The sequence below is a fragment of the Pseudomonas moraviensis genome (assembly GCF_900105805.1).
Taxonomy (GTDB): Bacteria; Pseudomonadota; Gammaproteobacteria; order Pseudomonadales; family Pseudomonadaceae; genus Aquipseudomonas; species Aquipseudomonas moraviensis_A.
The window spans coordinates 3,396,101-3,413,310 of the sequence record NZ_LT629788.1; the positions used below are offsets into that span (position 1 = coordinate 3,396,101).

Below are 17,210 nucleotides of genomic sequence, written 5' to 3' on the forward strand. Positions count from 1 at the left end.
GGGTATCGCGAAGATATCTGACCCGGTTCTGCTGCTACGGCGCCAGAACTCTAAAAAATACAACAGTAAGAGTGGAGCACTATGACTAAGGCTACTAAGCAGATTTCCAAACTGTTTGCCGCTATGGTTCTGGCCGGGGTTGCCAGCCATTCGTTCGCAGCTGACACCATCAAAATCGGTATCGCCGGCCCCAAGACCGGTCCAGTAGCCCAGTACGGCGACATGCAGTTCAGTGGCGCGAAAATGGCCATCGAGCAGATCAACGCCAAGGGCGGCGTCGACGGCAAGCAACTGCAAGCCGTTGAATACGACGATGCCTGCGACCCGAAACAAGCGGTAGCGGTAGCGAACAAGGTCGTCAACGATGGCGTCAAGTTCGTGGTCGGTCACCTGTGCTCCAGCTCCACCCAGCCCGCTTCGGACATCTACGAAGACGAAGGCGTGATCATGATCACCCCGGCTGCCACCAGCCCGGACATCACCGCCCGTGGCTACAAAATGATCTTCCGTACCATCGGTCTCGACAGCGCCCAGGGCCCTGCCGCCGGCAACTACATCGCCGATTACGTGAAACCTAAAGTGGTTGGCGTGCTGCACGACAAACAGCAGTACGGTGAAGGTATCGCCACCGCCGTGAAATCGACCCTCGAGAAGAAAGGCACCAAGGTTGCCGTCTTCGAAGGCGTCAACGCTGGTGACAAGGACTTCTCCGCAATCATCGCCAAGCTCAAGCAAGCCAACGTCGACTTCGTCTACTACGGCGGCTACCACCCGGAGCTGGGCCTGATTCTGCGTCAGGCTCAGGAAAAAGGCCTGAAAGCCAAGTTCATGGGTCCGGAAGGCGTGGGTAACGACTCGATCACCCAGATCGCCAAGGACGCCTCCGAAGGCCTGCTGGTGACCCTGCCGAAGTCCTTCGACCAGGATCCGGCCAACGTTGCTCTGGCTGACGCCTTCAAAGCCAAGAAGGAAGATCCGAGCGGTCCGTTCGTGTTCCCTTCCTACTCGGCGGTGACCGTGATTGCCGAAGGCATCAAGGCGGCCAAGTCCGAAGACGCGGCCAAAGTCGCTGAAGCCATCCACGCCGGTTCGTTCAAGACCCCGACCGGCGACCTGAGCTTCGACGACAAGGGCGACCTGAAAGACTTCAAATTTGTCGTGTACGAGTGGCACAACGGCAAACCTAAAACCGAAGTTTCGCCTCAGTAAGGCCATGCCCGACTGACTGCCAATAAAGCCCACGGCGTGCCGTGGGCTTTGTTTTGCGAATGTAAGGGCCGCGCTGGCGTGATCCGCCAGTCTGCCCACCTGAAAATCTCAAAACCGTCATCAGCGGTTCGCTGGCAAAACCCGGATTCGAAGTGGATAGAGATCCACGGGGCCGGGCGGGAAAATGACTCCACCAGTGAAATGCGTACAGGTTTTTAGGAGCGCTGTAATGCCTGACCTCTATCACTTCTTCCAACAGCTGGTTAACGGCCTCAACGTTGGCAGCATGTATGCCCTGATCGCCATCGGCTACACGATGGTCTACGGCATCATTGGAATGATCAACTTCGCCCACGGCGAGGTGTACATGATCGGTTCCTACGTGGCGTTCATCGCCATCGCCGGGCTGACCATGATGGGACTCGACAGTGTCCCGCTGTTGATGACCGCGGCGTTCATCGCCAGCATCGTCGTCACCAGTTCCTACGGTTACAGCATCGAACGGATCGCCTACCGCCCGCTGCGCGGCAGCAACCGTCTGATCCCGCTGATTTCCGCCATCGGTATGTCGATCTTCCTGCAGAACACCGTTCTGCTGGCGCAAGACTCCAAGGACAAAGCGATCCCCAACCTGATCCCGGGCAACTTCGCCTTTGGTCCGGGTGGCGCACAAGAAGTGCTGATTTCCTACATGCAGATCGTGGTGTTCGTCGTGACCCTGATCGCCATGCTCGGCCTGACCCTGTTCATCTCCCGTTCCCGCCTGGGTCGCGCCTGCCGCGCCTGTGCCGAGGACATCAAGATGGCCAACCTGCTCGGCATCAACACCAACAACATCATCGCCCTGACCTTCGTCATCGGTGCTGCGCTGGCCGCCGTGGCGGCGGTGCTGCTGAGCATGCAATACGGCGTGATCAACCCGAACGCCGGTTTCCTCGTCGGCCTCAAGGCCTTCACCGCTGCGGTACTGGGCGGCATCGGCAGCATCCCCGGGGCCATGCTCGGTGGGTTGGTGCTCGGTGTAGCGGAAGCGTTCGGTGCCGATATCTTCGGCGACCAGTACAAGGACGTCGTCGCGTTCGGCCTGCTGGTTCTGGTGCTGTTGTTCCGTCCGACCGGCATTCTGGGCCGTCCGGAGGTTGAGAAAGTATGACTAGGAATCTTAAACAGGCACTGTTCAGTGCCTTGCTGGTGTGGGCGGTGGCCTACCCGGTACTCGGACTGAAACTGACCATCGTCGGCATCAATCTGGAAGTGCACAACACCAGCCCGGCGGTACTCGCGACCATCGCGATCTGCTCGGTGCTGATGTTTCTGCGCGTGCTGTTCAACCAGCAGATCAGCAAGGCCTGGCGTTCCTCGCCGGGCATGCCGCTGATCCCGGCCAAGGCCAGCAACTTCCTGACCCTGCCGACCACCCAGCGCTATTTCATCATTGCGCTGATTCTGATTGCCCTGGTCTGGCCGTTCTTCGGTTCCCGTGGCGCGGTGGATATCGCAACGCTGATCCTGATCTACGTGATGCTCGGCCTGGGCCTGAACATCGTCGTCGGTCTGGCCGGCCTGCTTGACCTGGGTTACGTCGGTTTCTACGCCGTCGGCGCCTACAGCTACGCGCTGCTCTCGCACTACTACGGCCTGAGTTTCTGGATCTGCCTGCCGATTGCCGGCCTGATGGCGGCGACATTCGGCTTCCTGCTGGGCTTCCCGGTATTGCGTTTGCGTGGCGACTATCTGGCGATCGTGACCCTCGGCTTCGGCGAGATCATCCGTCTGTTCCTGCGTAACCTGACTGACATCACCGGCGGCCCGAACGGCATCAGCAACATCGAGAAGCCGACGTTCTTCGGCCTGACCTTCGAGCGCAAGGCCGCCGAAGGCCTGCAGACGTTCCACGAGTATTTCGGCCTGCAATACAACTCGATCAACAAGGTGATCTTCCTGTACCTGGTTGCGCTGTTGCTCGCACTGGCCGCGCTGTTCGTCATCAACCGTCTGCTGCGCATGCCGATCGGTCGCGCGTGGGAAGCGCTGCGTGAAGACGAAATCGCCTGCCGTGCGCTGGGCCTGAACCCGACCGTGATCAAGCTCTCCGCGTTCACCCTGGGTGCTGCGTTCGCCGGTTTCGCCGGCAGCTTCTTCGCCGCGCGCCAGGGTCTGGTGACCCCGGAATCGTTCACCTTCATCGAGTCGGCGATCATCCTCGCCATCGTCGTGTTGGGCGGCATGGGCTCGCAACTGGGCGTGATCCTGGCGGCGATCGTGATGATCCTGTTGCCGGAAATGATGCGTGAGTTCAGCGAGTACCGCATGTTGATGTTCGGTGCGCTGATGGTGCTGATGATGATCTGGCGTCCACAAGGTCTGCTGCCGATGCAACGCCCACACATGGAGTTGCGCAAATGAGCCGCGAGATCCTTAAAGTCGAAAATCTGAGCATGCGCTTCGGCGGCTTGCTGGCGGTCAACGGCGTGGCGCTGACCGTCAAGGAAAAACAGGTGGTTGCCCTGATCGGCCCGAACGGCGCCGGCAAGACCACCGTGTTCAACTGCCTGACCGGTTTCTATCAGCCTACCGGCGGCAGCATCCTGCTCGACGGCGAGCCCATCCAGGGCCTGCCGGGCCACAAGATCGCCCTCAAGGGCGTGGTGCGTACCTTCCAGAACGTGCGTTTGTTCAAGGACATGACCGCGGTCGAGAACCTGTTGATCGCCCAGCACCGTCACTTGAACACCAACTTCCTGTCCGGCCTGTTCAAGACCCCGGCGTTCCGCAAAAGCGAGCGCGAGGCGATGGAATTTGCCGAGTACTGGCTGGAAAAGGTCAACCTCAAAGAGTTCGCCAACCGCACCGCCGGCACCCTCGCCTACGGCCAGCAACGGCGTCTGGAAATCGCCCGCTGCATGATGACCCGCCCGCGGATCCTCATGCTCGACGAACCGGCCGCCGGCCTGAACCCGAAGGAAACCGAAGACCTCAAGGCGCTGATCGGTGTGTTGCGTGAAGAGCACAACGTCACCGTGCTGCTGATCGAGCACGACATGAAACTGGTCATGAGCATCTCCGACCACATCGTCGTGATCAACCAGGGCACTCCGCTGGCCGACGGCACGCCGGAACAGATCCGCGACAATCCTGAAGTGATCAAAGCCTACCTGGGGGAAGCGTAAATGCTGCAGTTCGAAAACGTTTCCACCTTCTACGGCAAGATCCAGGCCCTGCACAGCGTTAACGTCGAAGTCCGTCAGGGCGAGATCGTGACGCTGATCGGCGCCAACGGTGCCGGCAAATCCACGCTGCTGATGACGCTGTGCGGTTCGCCGCAGGCGCATAGCGGCAGCATCCGCTACATGGGTGAGGAACTGGTCGGCCAGGACTCGTCGCAGATCATGCGCAAGAGCATCGCCGTGGTCCCGGAAGGTCGTCGGGTATTTGCCCGCCTGACCGTGGAAGAAAACCTGTCCATGGGCGGATTCTTCACCGACAAGGGCGACTATCAGGAACAGATGGACAAGGTTCTCGGACTTTTCCCACGCCTGAAAGAGCGCTTCAACCAGCGCGGCGGCACCATGTCCGGCGGCGAACAGCAGATGCTCGCCATCGGCCGTGCGCTGATGAGCAAGCCCAAGCTGCTGCTGCTCGACGAGCCGTCGCTGGGCCTGGCACCGATCATCATCCAGCAGATCTTCGACATCATCGAACAGCTGCGCAAGGACGGGGTGACGGTGTTCCTGGTCGAGCAGAACGCCAACCAGGCGCTGAAAATTGCCGACCGCGCCTACGTGCTGGAGAACGGCCGTGTGGTCATGCAAGGCACCGGTGAAGCGCTGCTGACCGACCCGAAAGTACGCGAGGCGTACCTCGGCGGTTGAATGTTATCGCTGGACAGAAAAACGGCCTTCGGGCCGTTTTTTCATGCCCACCACAAATCCCCTGTAGGAGTGAGCCTGCTCGCGATAGCGGTGTATCAGTCGCAACGGCAGTGACTGACAAAACGCCATCGCGAGCAGGCTCACTCCTACAGGGGACGCGGTGGTCTGAAGATTTTTATAAAAAATTCAGCCCCGCGTGTAACGCATCCCGCCACCCGTTCTCTAGAGGGACAAGCAAGCGCAGACCGCTTGCAGAAACCCTGATAAAAAACTGGAGAAACATCATGACTGCTACTACCCGCACCCTGTCCGCCACCGCCCTGGTTCTGGCCCTCGGTTCCGCTCTGAGCATCGCCACTGTCTCCACCGCCCAGGCCGCCGATGCCAACATGGAAAAATGCTTCGGCGTGGCCCTCAAAGGCAAGAACGATTGCGCTGCAGGTGCCGGCACCACCTGCGCTGGCACGGCGAAAACGGACTATCAGGCCAACGCCTGGAAACTCGTCCCTAAAGGCACCTGCGCTACCACCGAAAGCACAACCTCGCCGACTGGCTTCGGCCAGCTCGAAGCCTTCAAAGCCAAGTCCTGATTCAAGGCCTGCCTGAGTGACGCCCATGTTCAGTCATCACGAACCGTCCCTGCCGCGCACTCAGGCCGCTCGCACCGAGCTTCCTGCCCGCGCCGGGCTGGGGCTCAAGACCGGGCACTTCCTCGAAGTGCTCGGCTCCGTACCGGACCTCGGTTTCTTCGAAGTCCACGCCGAAAACTACATGGTGGCCGGCGGCCCGTTTCATCATTTTCTTGGTCTGATTCGCGAACAGTACCCGCTGTCCTTGCATGGCGTCGGACTGTCGATCGGTGGCGAAGGCCCGCTGGACAGCCAGCACCTCAAACGCCTTGCCGAGCTGATCGAGCGCTATCAACCACAAGCCTTTTCCGAACATCTGGCGTGGTCCAGCCATGGCCCGGTGTTCCTCAATGATCTGCTGCCACTGGCCTACGACACGCCGACCCTGAACCGCGTCTGCGCGCATATCGATCAAGTACAGAACACCTTGAAACGAACAATGCTGCTGGAGAACCCGGCGACCTATCTGGCGTTTCAGCATTCGACGATCGACGAGGCCGAGTTCATCGCCGAAGTGATCCGCCGCAGCGGTTGCGGCTTGTTGCTCGACGTCAACAATGTCTACGTGTCATGCATCAATCATCAACGCGATCCGCTGGCCTATCTCGATGCGTTACCGCTGCACGCAGTCGGCGAGATTCATCTGGCCGGCTTCGCTGAAGATCGCGACAATCTCGGCGATCGCTTGCTGATCGACGATCATGGCGCGCCGATTGATCAGGCTGTCTGGCATCTGTACCGGCAAGTGCTGCGTCGGATCGGCCCGGTGGCGACGCTGATCGAACGTGACAATCACCTGCCGGCCTTTGACGTATTGCTTGCCGAAGCGCAGCACGCCGATACGCTGTTGCGCCGAGCGGAGCGTGCGGCATGAGCACGCAAGCGGACTTCGCCGCCGCCCTGCTCGATGTGCAACTGCCGTACCCCAAGGGCCTGTGCAGCCGCAATGGCGCCGATCCGTCACGGCGTTTCGCGGTCTATCGCAACAATGTGCAGAGCTCGCTGATCAATGCCCTGGCCGACAGTTATCCGGTGGTGCAGCAATTGGTCGGTGAGGAATTTTTCCGCGCCATGGCGGCGATTTTCGTACGCAGTCAGCCGCCACAGAGTCCGTTGATGAGCCGTTACGGCGAGGGCTTCGCTGACTTCATCGGGCAATTCGAACCCATCGCCGGCGTGCCTTATGTGGCCGATGTCGCGCGACTCGAATATTTGCGCACCCTCGCCTATCACGCCGCCGATGCGCAGCCGATCCGGCCGGAGCAAGTCAGCGCCGCGCTGGCCGATCCGCAGTCGCTGAGCGAGCTGTGTTTCGAATTACATCCTTCGTTGCATTTGCTCGACTCCGCCTATGCGGTGGTTGCGATCTGGGCCGCGCATCAGCAGGAGCAAAGTCTGGCGGGCATTGGCCTGAATCAAGGCCAACACGCCCTGGTGCTGCGCAACGGTCTCGATGTTGAAGTGTTTGCTCTCGAGACCGCGGCGAGCGTGTTTATTCGTCACCTTGCGGGAGGGCGACCACTGCTGGTGGCAGCAGAGAAAAGTCCGCCGTTCGATCTCGCCCAAACCCTCGCGCTGTTGATTGCGCATAACGCGATCACCCGGCTCAATTACAAGGAGTTGCCATGAACAGCCTGATCCTGCGCGTCATCGCGTCGTTCGAAAAAATCCCTCTCAGTCTGATTGCCTTCATCGCGCGTTTTTCCATCGCCGCCGTGTTCTGGAAATCCGGGCAAACCAAGATCGAAGGGCTGGCCGTCGACTTGTTTGACGGCACATTTGAACTGGGCTGGCCGCGCTTGGCTGATTCGACGGTTCCGCTGTTTCAGAGCGAGTACAGCCTGCCGCTGTTGTCGCCGGAGATTGCCGCACACATGGCGGCGTTTGCCGAGCATGTGTTCCCGCTGCTGATCCTGCTCGGCCTCGCCACACGGTTTTCGGCGCTGGCGTTGCTCGGCATGACCCTGACCATTCAACTGTTTGTCTACCCGGATGCCTACCCGACCCACGGCACCTGGGCGGCGGTGCTGCTGTACCTGATGGCGACCGGCCCGGGCAAGTTGTCGATTGATCACCTGATTGCTCGCCGCCTCCAACGCTGACCTGAAGTGTAGGAGTGAGCCTGCTCGCGATAGCGGACTGTCAGTTGATGAATTCGTAGCTGATGTACCGTGATCGCGAGCAGGCTCACTCCTACAAAGGGGATTGCTTTCAGCGCTGCAGTCGATCCAGCGCCTCGCCACTGCGCTTGAACCAGCCCATCAGATAATCCGCCAACACCTGCGTGCGCTTCGGTAATCCGCCCTGATACGGGTGCACCAGGTACATCGGCATCCGTCGGGTCTGATAATCGCGCAGCAGCCAGCGCAAGCGGCCGTCAGCCAGTTCGGATTGCAGCAGATACGACGGCAAACGGGCGATGCCGGCGCCGGACAGCGCGGCTTTTTTCAGCAGGCTGTAATGGTTGCTGGCGAACGGGCCTGACACCCGCACCCGCAACAACTCGTGCTGTTGGTGATAGAGCCACTCTTCGCGCCCGCTGTAATGGCTATTGAGCAAGCAGCGATGCTCGGCCAAGGCTTGCGGCGCCGCCGGTTCGCCGAAGCGCTCAAGGTAGGCCGGGCTGGCGCAGGTCATTTCGTGCCACGCCAACAGCGGCTTGGCCACCAGCCGCTCGTCGTTGGCGACTTCGGCGCGAATCGCCAGATCAAAACCGTCGCGGGACAGATCGCGATAACTGTTGTTCAGCTCCAGCTCGATCTGCACCTCGGGGTATTGCCCGGAAAACTCCAGCAGCAAGCCATCGAAGAAGGTCTCGCCGAGCGATACCGGAACGGTCATGCGCACGGGGCCAGCCATGTCGTCCTTCAACCGCGCCAAAGCCTGCCGTGCGCGTTCAACCTGAACCACCAGTGCCTGCGCTTGCGGCAGCAGCGCCGCCCCCGCCGCCGTCAGGCTCAAACGGCGGGTGGTGCGTTGCAGCAACACCACACCGAACTGCGCTTCGAGCTGACTGATGCGCTTGGACAACTGGCCCTTGCTGCAGCCCAACTGCTGCGCCGCGAGGGTGAAACTGCCGGCCTCGATCAGTACGGCGAATGCGGCGAGGTCATCCATTTCGCTCATGGATTGTTTCCAATTGAAAACCAAAGGTTGCCCATTAGTGCGCTTATCCGCGGAAAAAACCACTCTAGACTGAAACCTCATTCACTCACTTGGGGTACAGCTCGATGAAGATTCTGTTGATAGGCGCCGGCGGCACCATCGGTTCGGCGGTGGACAAAGAATTGTCGCAACGCCACGAAGTCATCCGTATCGGTCGTAACAGCGGTGACTTGCAAGTGGATATCAGCGACAGCGCGTCAATCCGCAAGCTGTTCGAACAGACCGGCAAGTTCGATGCGCTGATCTGCGCAGCGGGCAACGTGACGTTCGCAGCGCTGGACGAGATGACTGCAGACAGCTTCGCCCTTGGCCTGAAAGACAAACTGATGGGCCAAGTCAACCTGCTGCTGATCGGTCGCGAGTACGCCAATGACGGCGCCTCGTTCACCTTCACCACCGGCGTGCTCAGCCACGACCCGATTCGCAGCGGCGCCTCGGCAGCGCTGGTCAATGGCGCAATCGACAGCTTCGTCCGCGCCGCCGCCATCGAACTGCCGCGGGGCCTGCGGGTGAACTCGGTGAGCCCGACCGTCCTGACCGAAGCCTTGGGCAAATACGCGCCCTATTTCCGTGGCTTCAAGTCGGTTCCTGCAGCGGACGTCGCATTGGCCTACGCGAAAAGTGTCGAGGGATTGCAAACAGGGCAGACGTTTCACGTCGGTTAAGAGCAAAAGATCGCAGCCTTCGGCAGCTCCTGCACAGGACTTTATGGTTCCCTGCAGAAACTGCCGCAGGCTGCGATCTTTTGCATTTGGGGGTCAGGCTGCGTAACGTGGCAGCACTTGTCTGGAGAGCCAAAGATGCGTGTTGCCCGTTCGTTCGTCCTCGTTGCCCTGCTACCGTTGTTTGCCGCCTGCCAGTTGCTCGACGGCCAGCGTGCAAGTGTGTCCCATGCCGGGCAGACGCGGATGCAGGGGCAACTGACCGCCGCCGACGGCAAACTGGTGTTCCAGCCGTGTCAGGAGCAGCGGCAACTGGTGGTCAATGACATCGGCGGCACCAGCGTCCTGCAAGAGGCCGCCACCCTCGCCGACGAGCAAGGCAAGCTGTTTGCCGATGTGCGCGGCAAGGTCTCCGGCGATCGCCTCGACCTGGGCCAGTTGTATCGCGTCGAACGCTCGGGCACAGCCTGCGATGACCCGAATTTCAAACTGTTGATCCTGCGCGCCGCCGGCCATGGCCCGGAGTGGAACGCCAAGGTCAGCGGCAAAGGCATGGTCATCGAGCGCGACGGCCAGCCCCCGCTCGCCGTGCCCTATGTGGAAGAGCAACTGGGCGACGGCCGCTTCAATCTCAGCAGCGAAGCCAACAACCAGCGCATCGAATTATGGGTCGCGCCGCAGCGCTGCGTCGACAGCAGCACCGGCAGCGTGCAGCACATGAGCGCCGAGTTGCGCATCGACGGTCAGGTGCAGCGCGGCTGCGGCTATTTCGGCGGCGCGCGCAACGACTGATCGTTTTTCCCCCACGGATTCGCTCGCGGCGGCTTATAATCGCCGCCTTCAAACGCCCTGGCGCAGTTGTGCGCCCCGCGAATCCGGATCCCGCCATGTTACGAATCACCGAACTCAAGCTGCCAATCGACCATCCCGAAGAAGACCTGCGCGCCGCCATCGTGCAGCGTCTGGGCATCGCCAGCGATGATCTGCTCGATTTCACCTTGTTCAAGCGCAGCTATGACGCGCGCAAAAAGTCCTCCGAACTGTGCTTCATCTACACTATCGACCTCAACGTACGCGATGAGGCCCGGGTGTTGGGCAAGTTCGCCGACGACCGTAACGTCAACGTGGCGCCGGATGTCAGCTACAAATTCGTCGGTCAGGCCCCGAGCGATCTCGGCCAGCGGCCGATCGTCGTCGGTTTCGGCCCGTGCGGTATCTTCGCCGGTCTGCTGCTGGCGCAAATGGGCTTCAAACCGATCATTCTCGAACGCGGCACCGAAGTCCGTCAGCGGACCAAGGACACCTGGGGCCTGTGGCGTAAAAGCGTGCTCAATCCCGAGTCCAACGTGCAGTTCGGCGAAGGCGGCGCGGGTACATTCTCCGACGGCAAACTCTACAGCCAGATCAAGGACCCGAAATTCCTCGGGCGCAAGGTTCTGCATGAGTTCGTCAAGGCCGGCGCACCGGAAGAAATCCTTTACGTCAGCAAGCCGCACATCGGTACGTTTCGCCTGACCGGCATGGTCGAAAACATGCGCGAGCAGATCCGCGAACTGGGCGGTGAAGTGCGCTTTCAGGAGCGCGTTTCCGACGTGCTGATCGAAGACGGCCAACTGCTCGGCGTGCAACTGGCCAGCGGCGAAACCCTGCATTCCAAACACGTGGTTCTCGCCCTCGGCCACAGTGCCCGCGACACCTTCCGCATGCTCCATGGCCGTGGCGTGTTCATGGAAGCCAAGCCGTTCTCGGTGGGTTTCCGCATCGAGCACCCGCAATCGCTGATCGACCGTGCACGTCTGGGCAAATACGCCGGCCACCCGAAACTCGGCGCTGCCGATTACAAGCTGGTGCACCACGCCAGGAATGGCCGTTCGGTCTACAGCTTCTGCATGTGCCCGGGCGGCACCGTGGTCGCGGCGACGTCCGAGCCCAATCGTGTGGTCACCAACGGCATGAGCCAATACTCGCGTAACGAGCGCAATGCCAACTCCGGCATCGTCGTCGGCATCACCCCGGAAGTCGATTACCCGGGCGGCCCGCTCGCCGGTATCGAGTTGCAGGAACGCCTCGAATCCCACGCGTTCATCCTTGGCGGCAGCGACTACAAGGCCCCGGCGCAACTGGTTGGCGATTTCATCAACGGCAAGCCTTCCACCGAACTGGGCGAAGTCGAGCCGTCGTACAAGCCGGGGGTGGCGCTGGGCGATCTGGCTCTGGCACTACCGGATTTTGCCATTGAAGCAATCCGTGAGGCTTTGCCGGCGTTCGAAAAGCAGATTCGCGGTTATTCGCTGCACGACGCCGTGCTGACCGGGATCGAGACACGTACTTCGTCGCCGCTGCGCATCACCCGCAACGAGTCGCTGCAGAGCATGAACGTCAAGGGCCTGTTCCCGGCCGGTGAAGGCGCGGGCTATGCCGGCGGGATTCTCTCGGCGGGCGTCGACGGGATTCGCATTGCCGAGGCCGTGGCTCGCGATATCCTCGGCCTTACTGACTGATACAAAACCCTTGTAGGAGTGAGCCTGCTCGCGATAGCGGCGTGTCAGTCAGCATTTATGGCGTCTGACACACCGTTATCGCGAGCAGGCTCACTCCTACATTTGATTGGGGCGTGTCAGATATTCGCGCGCAACACCGAGGTCGGCAGCGCCTCCCCGCGCTCGGCACTCGCCGCCACCGCTGCAATCAAATCACCCAGTTCATACCCCTGCGCTTTCAGCCAATCCTGATCGTAGTACGTGTCGGCATACCGCTCGCCGCCATCGCACAGGATCGCCACGATTGACCCAGAATGCCCCGCCGCTTTCATCTGCTGCGCCGCCATCAGGGCGCCGATCAGATTGGTCCCGCTCGACCCGCCGACATGCCGCCCCAAACGCTGCGCCAGATAATGCATGGCCGCCAGCGACAATGCGTCCGGCACCTTGACCATCGCATCGATGACCTTGGGCAGAAACGATGCTTCCACCCGAGGCCGGCCAATGCCTTCGATGCGCGAGCCGCAGTCCAGGCGCAGGCTCGCATCACCACTCTGATAGAAATCGAAGAACACCGAACGCTCGGCATCGGCACACAACACGCGGGTGCAGTGCTGGCGATAGCGCACGTAACGCCCGAGGGTGGCGGTGGTGCCGCCAGTGCCGGGGCTGGAAATCAGCCAGGTCGGCTCTGGGTGTTTTTCGAAACGCATCTGCTGGAAGATCGACTCGGCGATGTTGTTGTTCGCCCGCCAGTCGGTGGCGCGTTCGGCGTAGGTGAACTGGTCGATGAAGTGACCGCCATGCTCGCGGGCCAGGCGCTCGGATTCGGCATAGATCTGCGTCGGATCCTGCACCAGATGGCTCTGGCCACCGTAGAAGGCAATCTGGGCAATCTTCTCTTTCGAAGTGGTCGCGGGCATCACCGCGATAAACGGCAAACCGAGCATGCGCGCGAAATACGCTTCGGAAATCGCCGTCGAGCCGCTGGACGCTTCGATCACCGGCGCGCCGGGTTTCAGCCAGCCGTTACACAGCGCGTAAAGGAACAGCGAACGGGCCAGGCGATGCTTGAGGCTGCCGGTCGGGTGGCTGGATTCGTCCTTGAAATACAACTCGATGCCGGCAAAACCGGGCAGCGGCAAAGGGATCAGGTGGGTGTCGGCGCTGCGCTGGAAATCCGCCTCGATGATGCGGATGGCTTCGCGGGCCCACTGTCGGTTGTCGCTCATGGTCTCGTTTCTCATGGAATCGGACAGGAGATGGGTCTCCTGAAAAAGGTCTTGCGCAAGCTTAGGAAATATCCCGCAGACGGCAAAGATACAGCTGAGTCTCAATGTGTCAGGCAACTGCTAGGCTCAATGCTTCCGAGCCAGACAGCCTGTAACGCCATATAACAAAAAAGAATATAACTTTTGTTTTAACAACTAACGGTACGGGTTAGGGTAGCCCACCTTTTTCACCAATCGATGGAGAGCGACCTTGCCTCTGCGTAGCACTTTCACGCGTTTCTTTCAGTTGGAAGCTGCCAGCGGTCTGTTACTGATCGCCGCAGCCATTCTCGCCCTGATCATCAACAACTCGCCGCTGTCGTGGCTGTACACCGGCCTGCTCGACACCCCGGTGGTGGCGCAGATCGGCGCGTTAAAAATCGCCAAACCCCTGCTGCTGTGGATCAACGACGGTCTGATGGCGCTGTTCTTCCTGCTGATCGGTCTGGAAGTCAAACGCGAAGTGCTCGACGGTCAGTTGTCCAAGCCCTCGCAGATCGTCCTGCCCGGCGCTGCGGCGATCGGCGGCATGCTGGTGCCGGCGCTGATCTACTGGTTCCTCAACCGCGACAACCCCGCCGCCCTGAGTGGCTGGGCCATTCCGACCGCCACCGACATCGCTTTCGCCCTCGGCGTATTGGCGCTGCTCGGCAAGCGCGTGCCGGTCTCGCTGAAATTGTTCCTGATGACCCTGGCAATCATCGATGACCTCGGCGCCATCGTCATCATCGCGATTTTCTACTCTGGCGAACTGTCGACCCTTTCGCTGGGCCTGGCGGCGGCCTGCATTGCCGCGCTGGTGGCGATGAACCGGCTCGGCGTGGTCAAGCTCGGGCCGTACATGATCATCGGCCTGATCCTCTGGGTCTGCGTGCTCAAGAGCGGTGTCCACGCCACATTGGCCGGTGTGACCCTGGCTTTCTGCATCCCATTGCGGACGAAAAATGCCGAGCCGTCGCCACTGCTGACCCTCGAACACGCGCTGCACCCGTGGGTCGCCTACGGCATCCTGCCGCTGTTCGCTTTCGCCAACGCCGGCCTGTCGCTGAGCGGCGTCACCGTCGAAAGCTTCACCCACGACGTACCGATGGGCATCGCCATCGGCCTGCTGCTGGGCAAGACCATCGGCGTGTTCGGCCTGACCTGGCTGGCGGTCAAGATCGGCATCGCCGCCCTGCCCCAAGGCGCCAACTGGGGCCAGGTCCTCGGCGTCGCGATCCTCTGCGGCATCGGCTTCACCATGAGCCTGTTCGTCGGCTCGCTGGCCTTCGAACCGGGCGTGAGTGATTACGCAGGAATGGATCGGATGGGCATCCTCACCGGCTCGATTCTCGCGGCGCTGATTGGTTATGCGGTGACGGCGGCGGCGAGTCGTAGGGTCACGATACAAACTTCCTGAGGTTTATTGCGGCCAATGGCATAGCCCCTCACCAGACGAGGGGCTTGGCTCTAAGCCTTGCAAATGTGCTATATCTTGCGCATCAAACAGCCATCTACTCAGCACAGCTTGGAGTCATTCATGTCGCGCAAAGCCGAAAAACGCCCAATGACTGACGATCAGATTGCCGTTCAGGAGTCGCGAATTCCTGACATCGCTCTAAAGGCCTTCAGCAACGCCTACAAAATGGCACTTGCAAACGGCGCAGCGGTGCTTGTCGCTAAAGATGGTCAGCTGCTTGAAGTGACCGAGAAGACTTCCATCGTTTTGCGGTCGATTGGCGCCTACGGCAATCTGAAAAGCGGAACGCGTCTGCACATCAAAAAATCCTCAAAACAGGTTACTTCTTGAGCACACCGAGAATACGGATATTCGCGGGACCGAACGGATCCGGGAAAAGCACATTCAATCGACTTGTCCCTGCGCATCTGCTGGGCAACTACATAAACCCTGACGACATCGAACGCTCAATTAAAGATACCGGGTATTTTGATTTCAGTTCTTATCGCATCGAAGCACACAAAGCCGAGCTGTTCGACTTCCTACGTGCTCACCCCCTTCTGAAAAAATCGCCTCATTCGCAGGCAAAGCTTGATGACCTCGCAATTGACGGAGTCCGGCTCAACTTTTCGAATACTGAAATCGACTCGTACGTGGCGTCAGCACTCTGCGACTTCATCCGTAGATCGCTGATAAAAGAGCGCATCAGCTTTACTTTCGAAACCGTCATGTCCTCCGCAGACAAAGTCAGCCTTCTCGCTGAAGCGAATAAATCCGGCTATAGGGTCTACGTCTATTACGTCGCAACAGCGGACCCGCAGATCAATATTGCGAGAGTTGCATACCGCGTTTCCCGAGGCGGGCATAACGTGCCTGCTGAAAAGATTGAGGCTCGATACTGGCGATCTCTAGAGCTTTTATCCGAAGCTATCCTGACCTCCAACCGAGCCTATATCTTCGATAACTCTGATGAAGGCAGTGAAGGTTTGACGCAGATAGCTGAAATTACGGATGGCGAACTGATAGAAATCAAATCAGACACCCAGCCACCGTGGTTCAAGCAGTTCGTGCTGGATAAATTGCTTTAGATTGGTTCTAAAATCATTTTGCCGATTGGTTACGCTGAATGTGAATAACAGACAGCCCCCCGCTCTCCGTGATTACCTCGCCCACGTCGAACAATCCCCACGTATTTAGCGACTCGTCCTACAGCCGCGCTTTCCTGATCTGGCTTAATGATTCTGGACACCCCTAAAGGGCGGTAATCTACGCCCATAGACGAGGTGTGATTTGACCAGACGATATTTTTCGACAGATTTCAAACGGGATGCGGCTTGCCTGGTTTTGGATAAAGACTATTCGGTGAGTGAAGCCTGCGAAGCAATGGGCGTGGGCCCTACAGCTCTGCGTCGCTGGGTTGAGCAACTGCGTGCGGAGCGCAGCGGCAAGACGCCTGAGAAGTCCAAGGCCATGACCGTTGACCAACAACGCATCCAGGAACTGGAAGCAACAATTCGACGGATTGAGCGCGAGAAGGAAATTTTAAAAAAGGCTACAGCTCTCTTGATGTCGGATTCCCTCGATCGGTAAGGCTGGTCGAGGAGTTAAGCGAGCAATATTCAAGATCCGAGTTGTGCGTTGTATTTGGAATCAACCGCAGCAGTTATTACGAGCGTCTGAAACAGCGGGCGAAAGTAGATGACGGGCGCAATCGCCTAAAGATCAAAGCTGCTGAATTACATGAGCAAAGTCGCGGCTCAATGGGCGCGCGCAGCCTGTCAAAGGCGCTATGTAACGAAAAAGAGTCGGTGGGTCGTTACATGGCTCGTAGCCTGATGCGCGAGCTCGGGTTGAAGAGTCAGCAACGGCGCAGGCATCGTTACAAACCCAGCGGTGCGGAGGCGCAATACGCCCCCAATCATTTGGAGCGTAAATTCAATGTCGAGATCCCCAATCGAGTGTGGTGTGGCGACGTGACTTACATTTGGGCCGGTACTTACTGGGTTTATCTGGCTGCTGTACTTGATCTGCATGCCCGGCGTATCGTCGGCTGGGCGATGTCCAGAAGCCCGGATTCAGCTCTGACCTGTCGAGCGTTAAAGATGGCTTTCGAGTCGCGAGGACGCCCTGAAAACCTAATGTTCCATTCGGATCAGGGCTGTCATTACAGCAGTAAAGTATTTCGTGAAATGCTGGCGGACATGCGCATAAAACAAAGCATGAGTCGACGAGGAAACTGCTGGGATAACGCCCCGATGGAGCGTTTCTTTGGCAGTTTGAAATCTGAATGGATACCCAAGGCTGGCTACCGAAACGAAGATGAGGCTAGTACCGATGTGTTGCGCTACCTGACCCATTATTACAATCGGATCAGGCTGCACAGTCACAACGGATATCGGACTCCGGTAGCAATGGAAGCCTTGGCAGCATGAGAAATGACCTAAACCCTATAACCGTGTCCAGTATCGTTTGACCAGAACAAAG

18 protein-coding genes are annotated in these 17,210 nt (G+C 59.4%); 16 read left to right on the forward strand and 2 right to left on the reverse strand.

Annotated features, from left to right (window positions below):
* Window positions 1-81: 81 nt before the first annotated feature.
* The 9 genes from BLU71_RS15095 (at window position 82) to BLU71_RS15135 (ending at window position 7,812) form a co-directional block, all read left to right on the forward strand.
* The gene (locus tag BLU71_RS15095) at window positions 82-1,209 is read left to right on the forward strand and encodes a branched-chain amino acid ABC transporter substrate-binding protein (RefSeq protein WP_064364193.1); all 1,128 of its coding nucleotides are present in this window, start codon (window positions 82-84) and stop codon (window positions 1,207-1,209) included.
* A gap of 229 nt (window positions 1,210-1,438) precedes the next feature.
* The gene (gene livH / locus BLU71_RS15100) at window positions 1,439-2,362 is read left to right on the forward strand and encodes a high-affinity branched-chain amino acid ABC transporter permease LivH (RefSeq protein WP_016771355.1); all 924 of its coding nucleotides are present in this window, start codon (window positions 1,439-1,441) and stop codon (window positions 2,360-2,362) included.
* Window positions 2,359-3,615 carry a high-affinity branched-chain amino acid ABC transporter permease LivM gene (locus BLU71_RS15105; protein WP_016771356.1) on the forward strand — a complete coding sequence of 419 codons (1,257 nt, stop codon included), beginning with the start codon at window positions 2,359-2,361 and terminating at the stop codon, window positions 3,613-3,615. Before livH ends, BLU71_RS15105 begins: the two co-directional genes overlap by 4 nt.
* On the forward strand, window positions 3,612-4,379 hold the full coding sequence (livG, locus tag BLU71_RS15110; RefSeq protein WP_016771357.1) for a high-affinity branched-chain amino acid ABC transporter ATP-binding protein LivG: 768 nt from the start codon (window positions 3,612-3,614) through the stop codon (window positions 4,377-4,379). The genes BLU71_RS15105 and livG overlap by 4 nt, the downstream gene beginning before the upstream one ends.
* Window positions 4,380-5,081: an ABC transporter ATP-binding protein gene (locus BLU71_RS15115; RefSeq protein WP_003222380.1), complete on the forward strand. Its 702-nt coding sequence runs from the start codon at window positions 4,380-4,382 to the stop codon at window positions 5,079-5,081.
* Between the two features lie 284 nt (window positions 5,082-5,365).
* A complete protein-coding gene (locus BLU71_RS15120) occupies window positions 5,366-5,671 on the forward strand; it encodes a DUF2282 domain-containing protein (protein ID WP_065615234.1) in 306 nt (101 codons plus the stop codon).
* 25 nt (window positions 5,672-5,696) lie between these two features.
* Window positions 5,697-6,584: a DUF692 domain-containing protein gene (locus BLU71_RS15125; protein ID WP_083353402.1), complete on the forward strand. Its 888-nt coding sequence runs from the start codon at window positions 5,697-5,699 to the stop codon at window positions 6,582-6,584.
* The gene (locus tag BLU71_RS15130) at window positions 6,581-7,339 is read left to right on the forward strand and encodes a DNA-binding domain-containing protein (protein WP_042608205.1); all 759 of its coding nucleotides are present in this window, start codon (window positions 6,581-6,583) and stop codon (window positions 7,337-7,339) included. The genes BLU71_RS15125 and BLU71_RS15130 overlap by 4 nt, the downstream gene beginning before the upstream one ends.
* Window positions 7,336-7,812, forward strand: a complete 477-nt coding sequence (locus tag BLU71_RS15135; RefSeq protein ID WP_083353403.1) for a DoxX family protein — start codon at window positions 7,336-7,338, stop codon at window positions 7,810-7,812. Before BLU71_RS15130 ends, BLU71_RS15135 begins: the two co-directional genes overlap by 4 nt.
* Window positions 7,813-7,921: 109 nt before the next feature.
* Here the strand turns inward: BLU71_RS15135 and BLU71_RS15140 are convergent, their stop codons facing one another.
* Complete coding sequence (locus BLU71_RS15140) at window positions 7,922-8,836, reverse strand: LysR family transcriptional regulator (RefSeq protein WP_042608207.1); 915 nt, start codon at window positions 8,834-8,836, stop codon at window positions 7,922-7,924.
* A 104-nt stretch (window positions 8,837-8,940) separates the two neighbouring features.
* Here BLU71_RS15140 and BLU71_RS15145 point away from each other — a divergent pair, with 104 nt between their 5' ends.
* From BLU71_RS15145 to BLU71_RS15155, 3 genes are all read left to right on the forward strand, one after another.
* Window positions 8,941-9,540 carry a short chain dehydrogenase gene (locus BLU71_RS15145; protein ID WP_083353404.1) on the forward strand — a complete coding sequence of 200 codons (600 nt, stop codon included), beginning with the start codon at window positions 8,941-8,943 and terminating at the stop codon, window positions 9,538-9,540.
* A gap of 135 nt (window positions 9,541-9,675) precedes the next feature.
* Entirely contained in the window at window positions 9,676-10,329 is a 654-nt protein-coding gene (locus tag BLU71_RS15150; protein ID WP_083353405.1) for a COG3650 family protein, read from the forward strand.
* Window positions 10,330-10,424: 95 nt separating this feature from the next.
* A complete protein-coding gene (locus tag BLU71_RS15155; RefSeq protein WP_083353406.1) occupies window positions 10,425-12,038 on the forward strand; it encodes an NAD(P)/FAD-dependent oxidoreductase in 1,614 nt (537 codons plus the stop codon).
* A gap of 116 nt (window positions 12,039-12,154) precedes the next feature.
* Here the strand turns inward: BLU71_RS15155 and BLU71_RS15160 are convergent, their stop codons facing one another.
* A complete protein-coding gene (locus BLU71_RS15160; RefSeq protein WP_065615240.1) occupies window positions 12,155-13,249 on the reverse strand; it encodes a PLP-dependent cysteine synthase family protein in 1,095 nt (364 codons plus the stop codon).
* Window positions 13,250-13,499: 250 nt separating this feature from the next.
* Between BLU71_RS15160 and nhaA the strand changes: the two genes are divergently transcribed.
* From nhaA to BLU71_RS15180, 4 genes are all read left to right on the forward strand, one after another.
* On the forward strand, window positions 13,500-14,687 hold the full coding sequence (gene nhaA, locus BLU71_RS15165; protein WP_042608212.1) for a Na+/H+ antiporter NhaA: 1,188 nt from the start codon (window positions 13,500-13,502) through the stop codon (window positions 14,685-14,687).
* A 120-nt stretch (window positions 14,688-14,807) separates the two neighbouring features.
* Window positions 14,808-15,077, forward strand: coding sequence for a hypothetical protein (locus BLU71_RS15170; protein ID WP_042608213.1), 270 nt, complete (start codon window positions 14,808-14,810; stop codon window positions 15,075-15,077).
* Window positions 15,074-15,814: a zeta toxin family protein gene (locus BLU71_RS15175; RefSeq protein ID WP_083353407.1), complete on the forward strand. Its 741-nt coding sequence runs from the start codon at window positions 15,074-15,076 to the stop codon at window positions 15,812-15,814. The genes BLU71_RS15170 and BLU71_RS15175 overlap by 4 nt, the downstream gene beginning before the upstream one ends.
* A 202-nt stretch (window positions 15,815-16,016) precedes the next feature.
* Window positions 16,017-17,158 (forward strand): IS3 family transposase gene (locus tag BLU71_RS15180; RefSeq protein WP_408980746.1). Its coding sequence is split into 2 segments (ribosomal slippage): window positions 16,017-16,278 and window positions 16,278-17,158, totalling 1,143 coding nucleotides; the frame shifts between segments, so codons are not numbered across the junction.
* The last annotated feature ends 52 nt before the right edge of the window (window positions 17,159-17,210 follow it).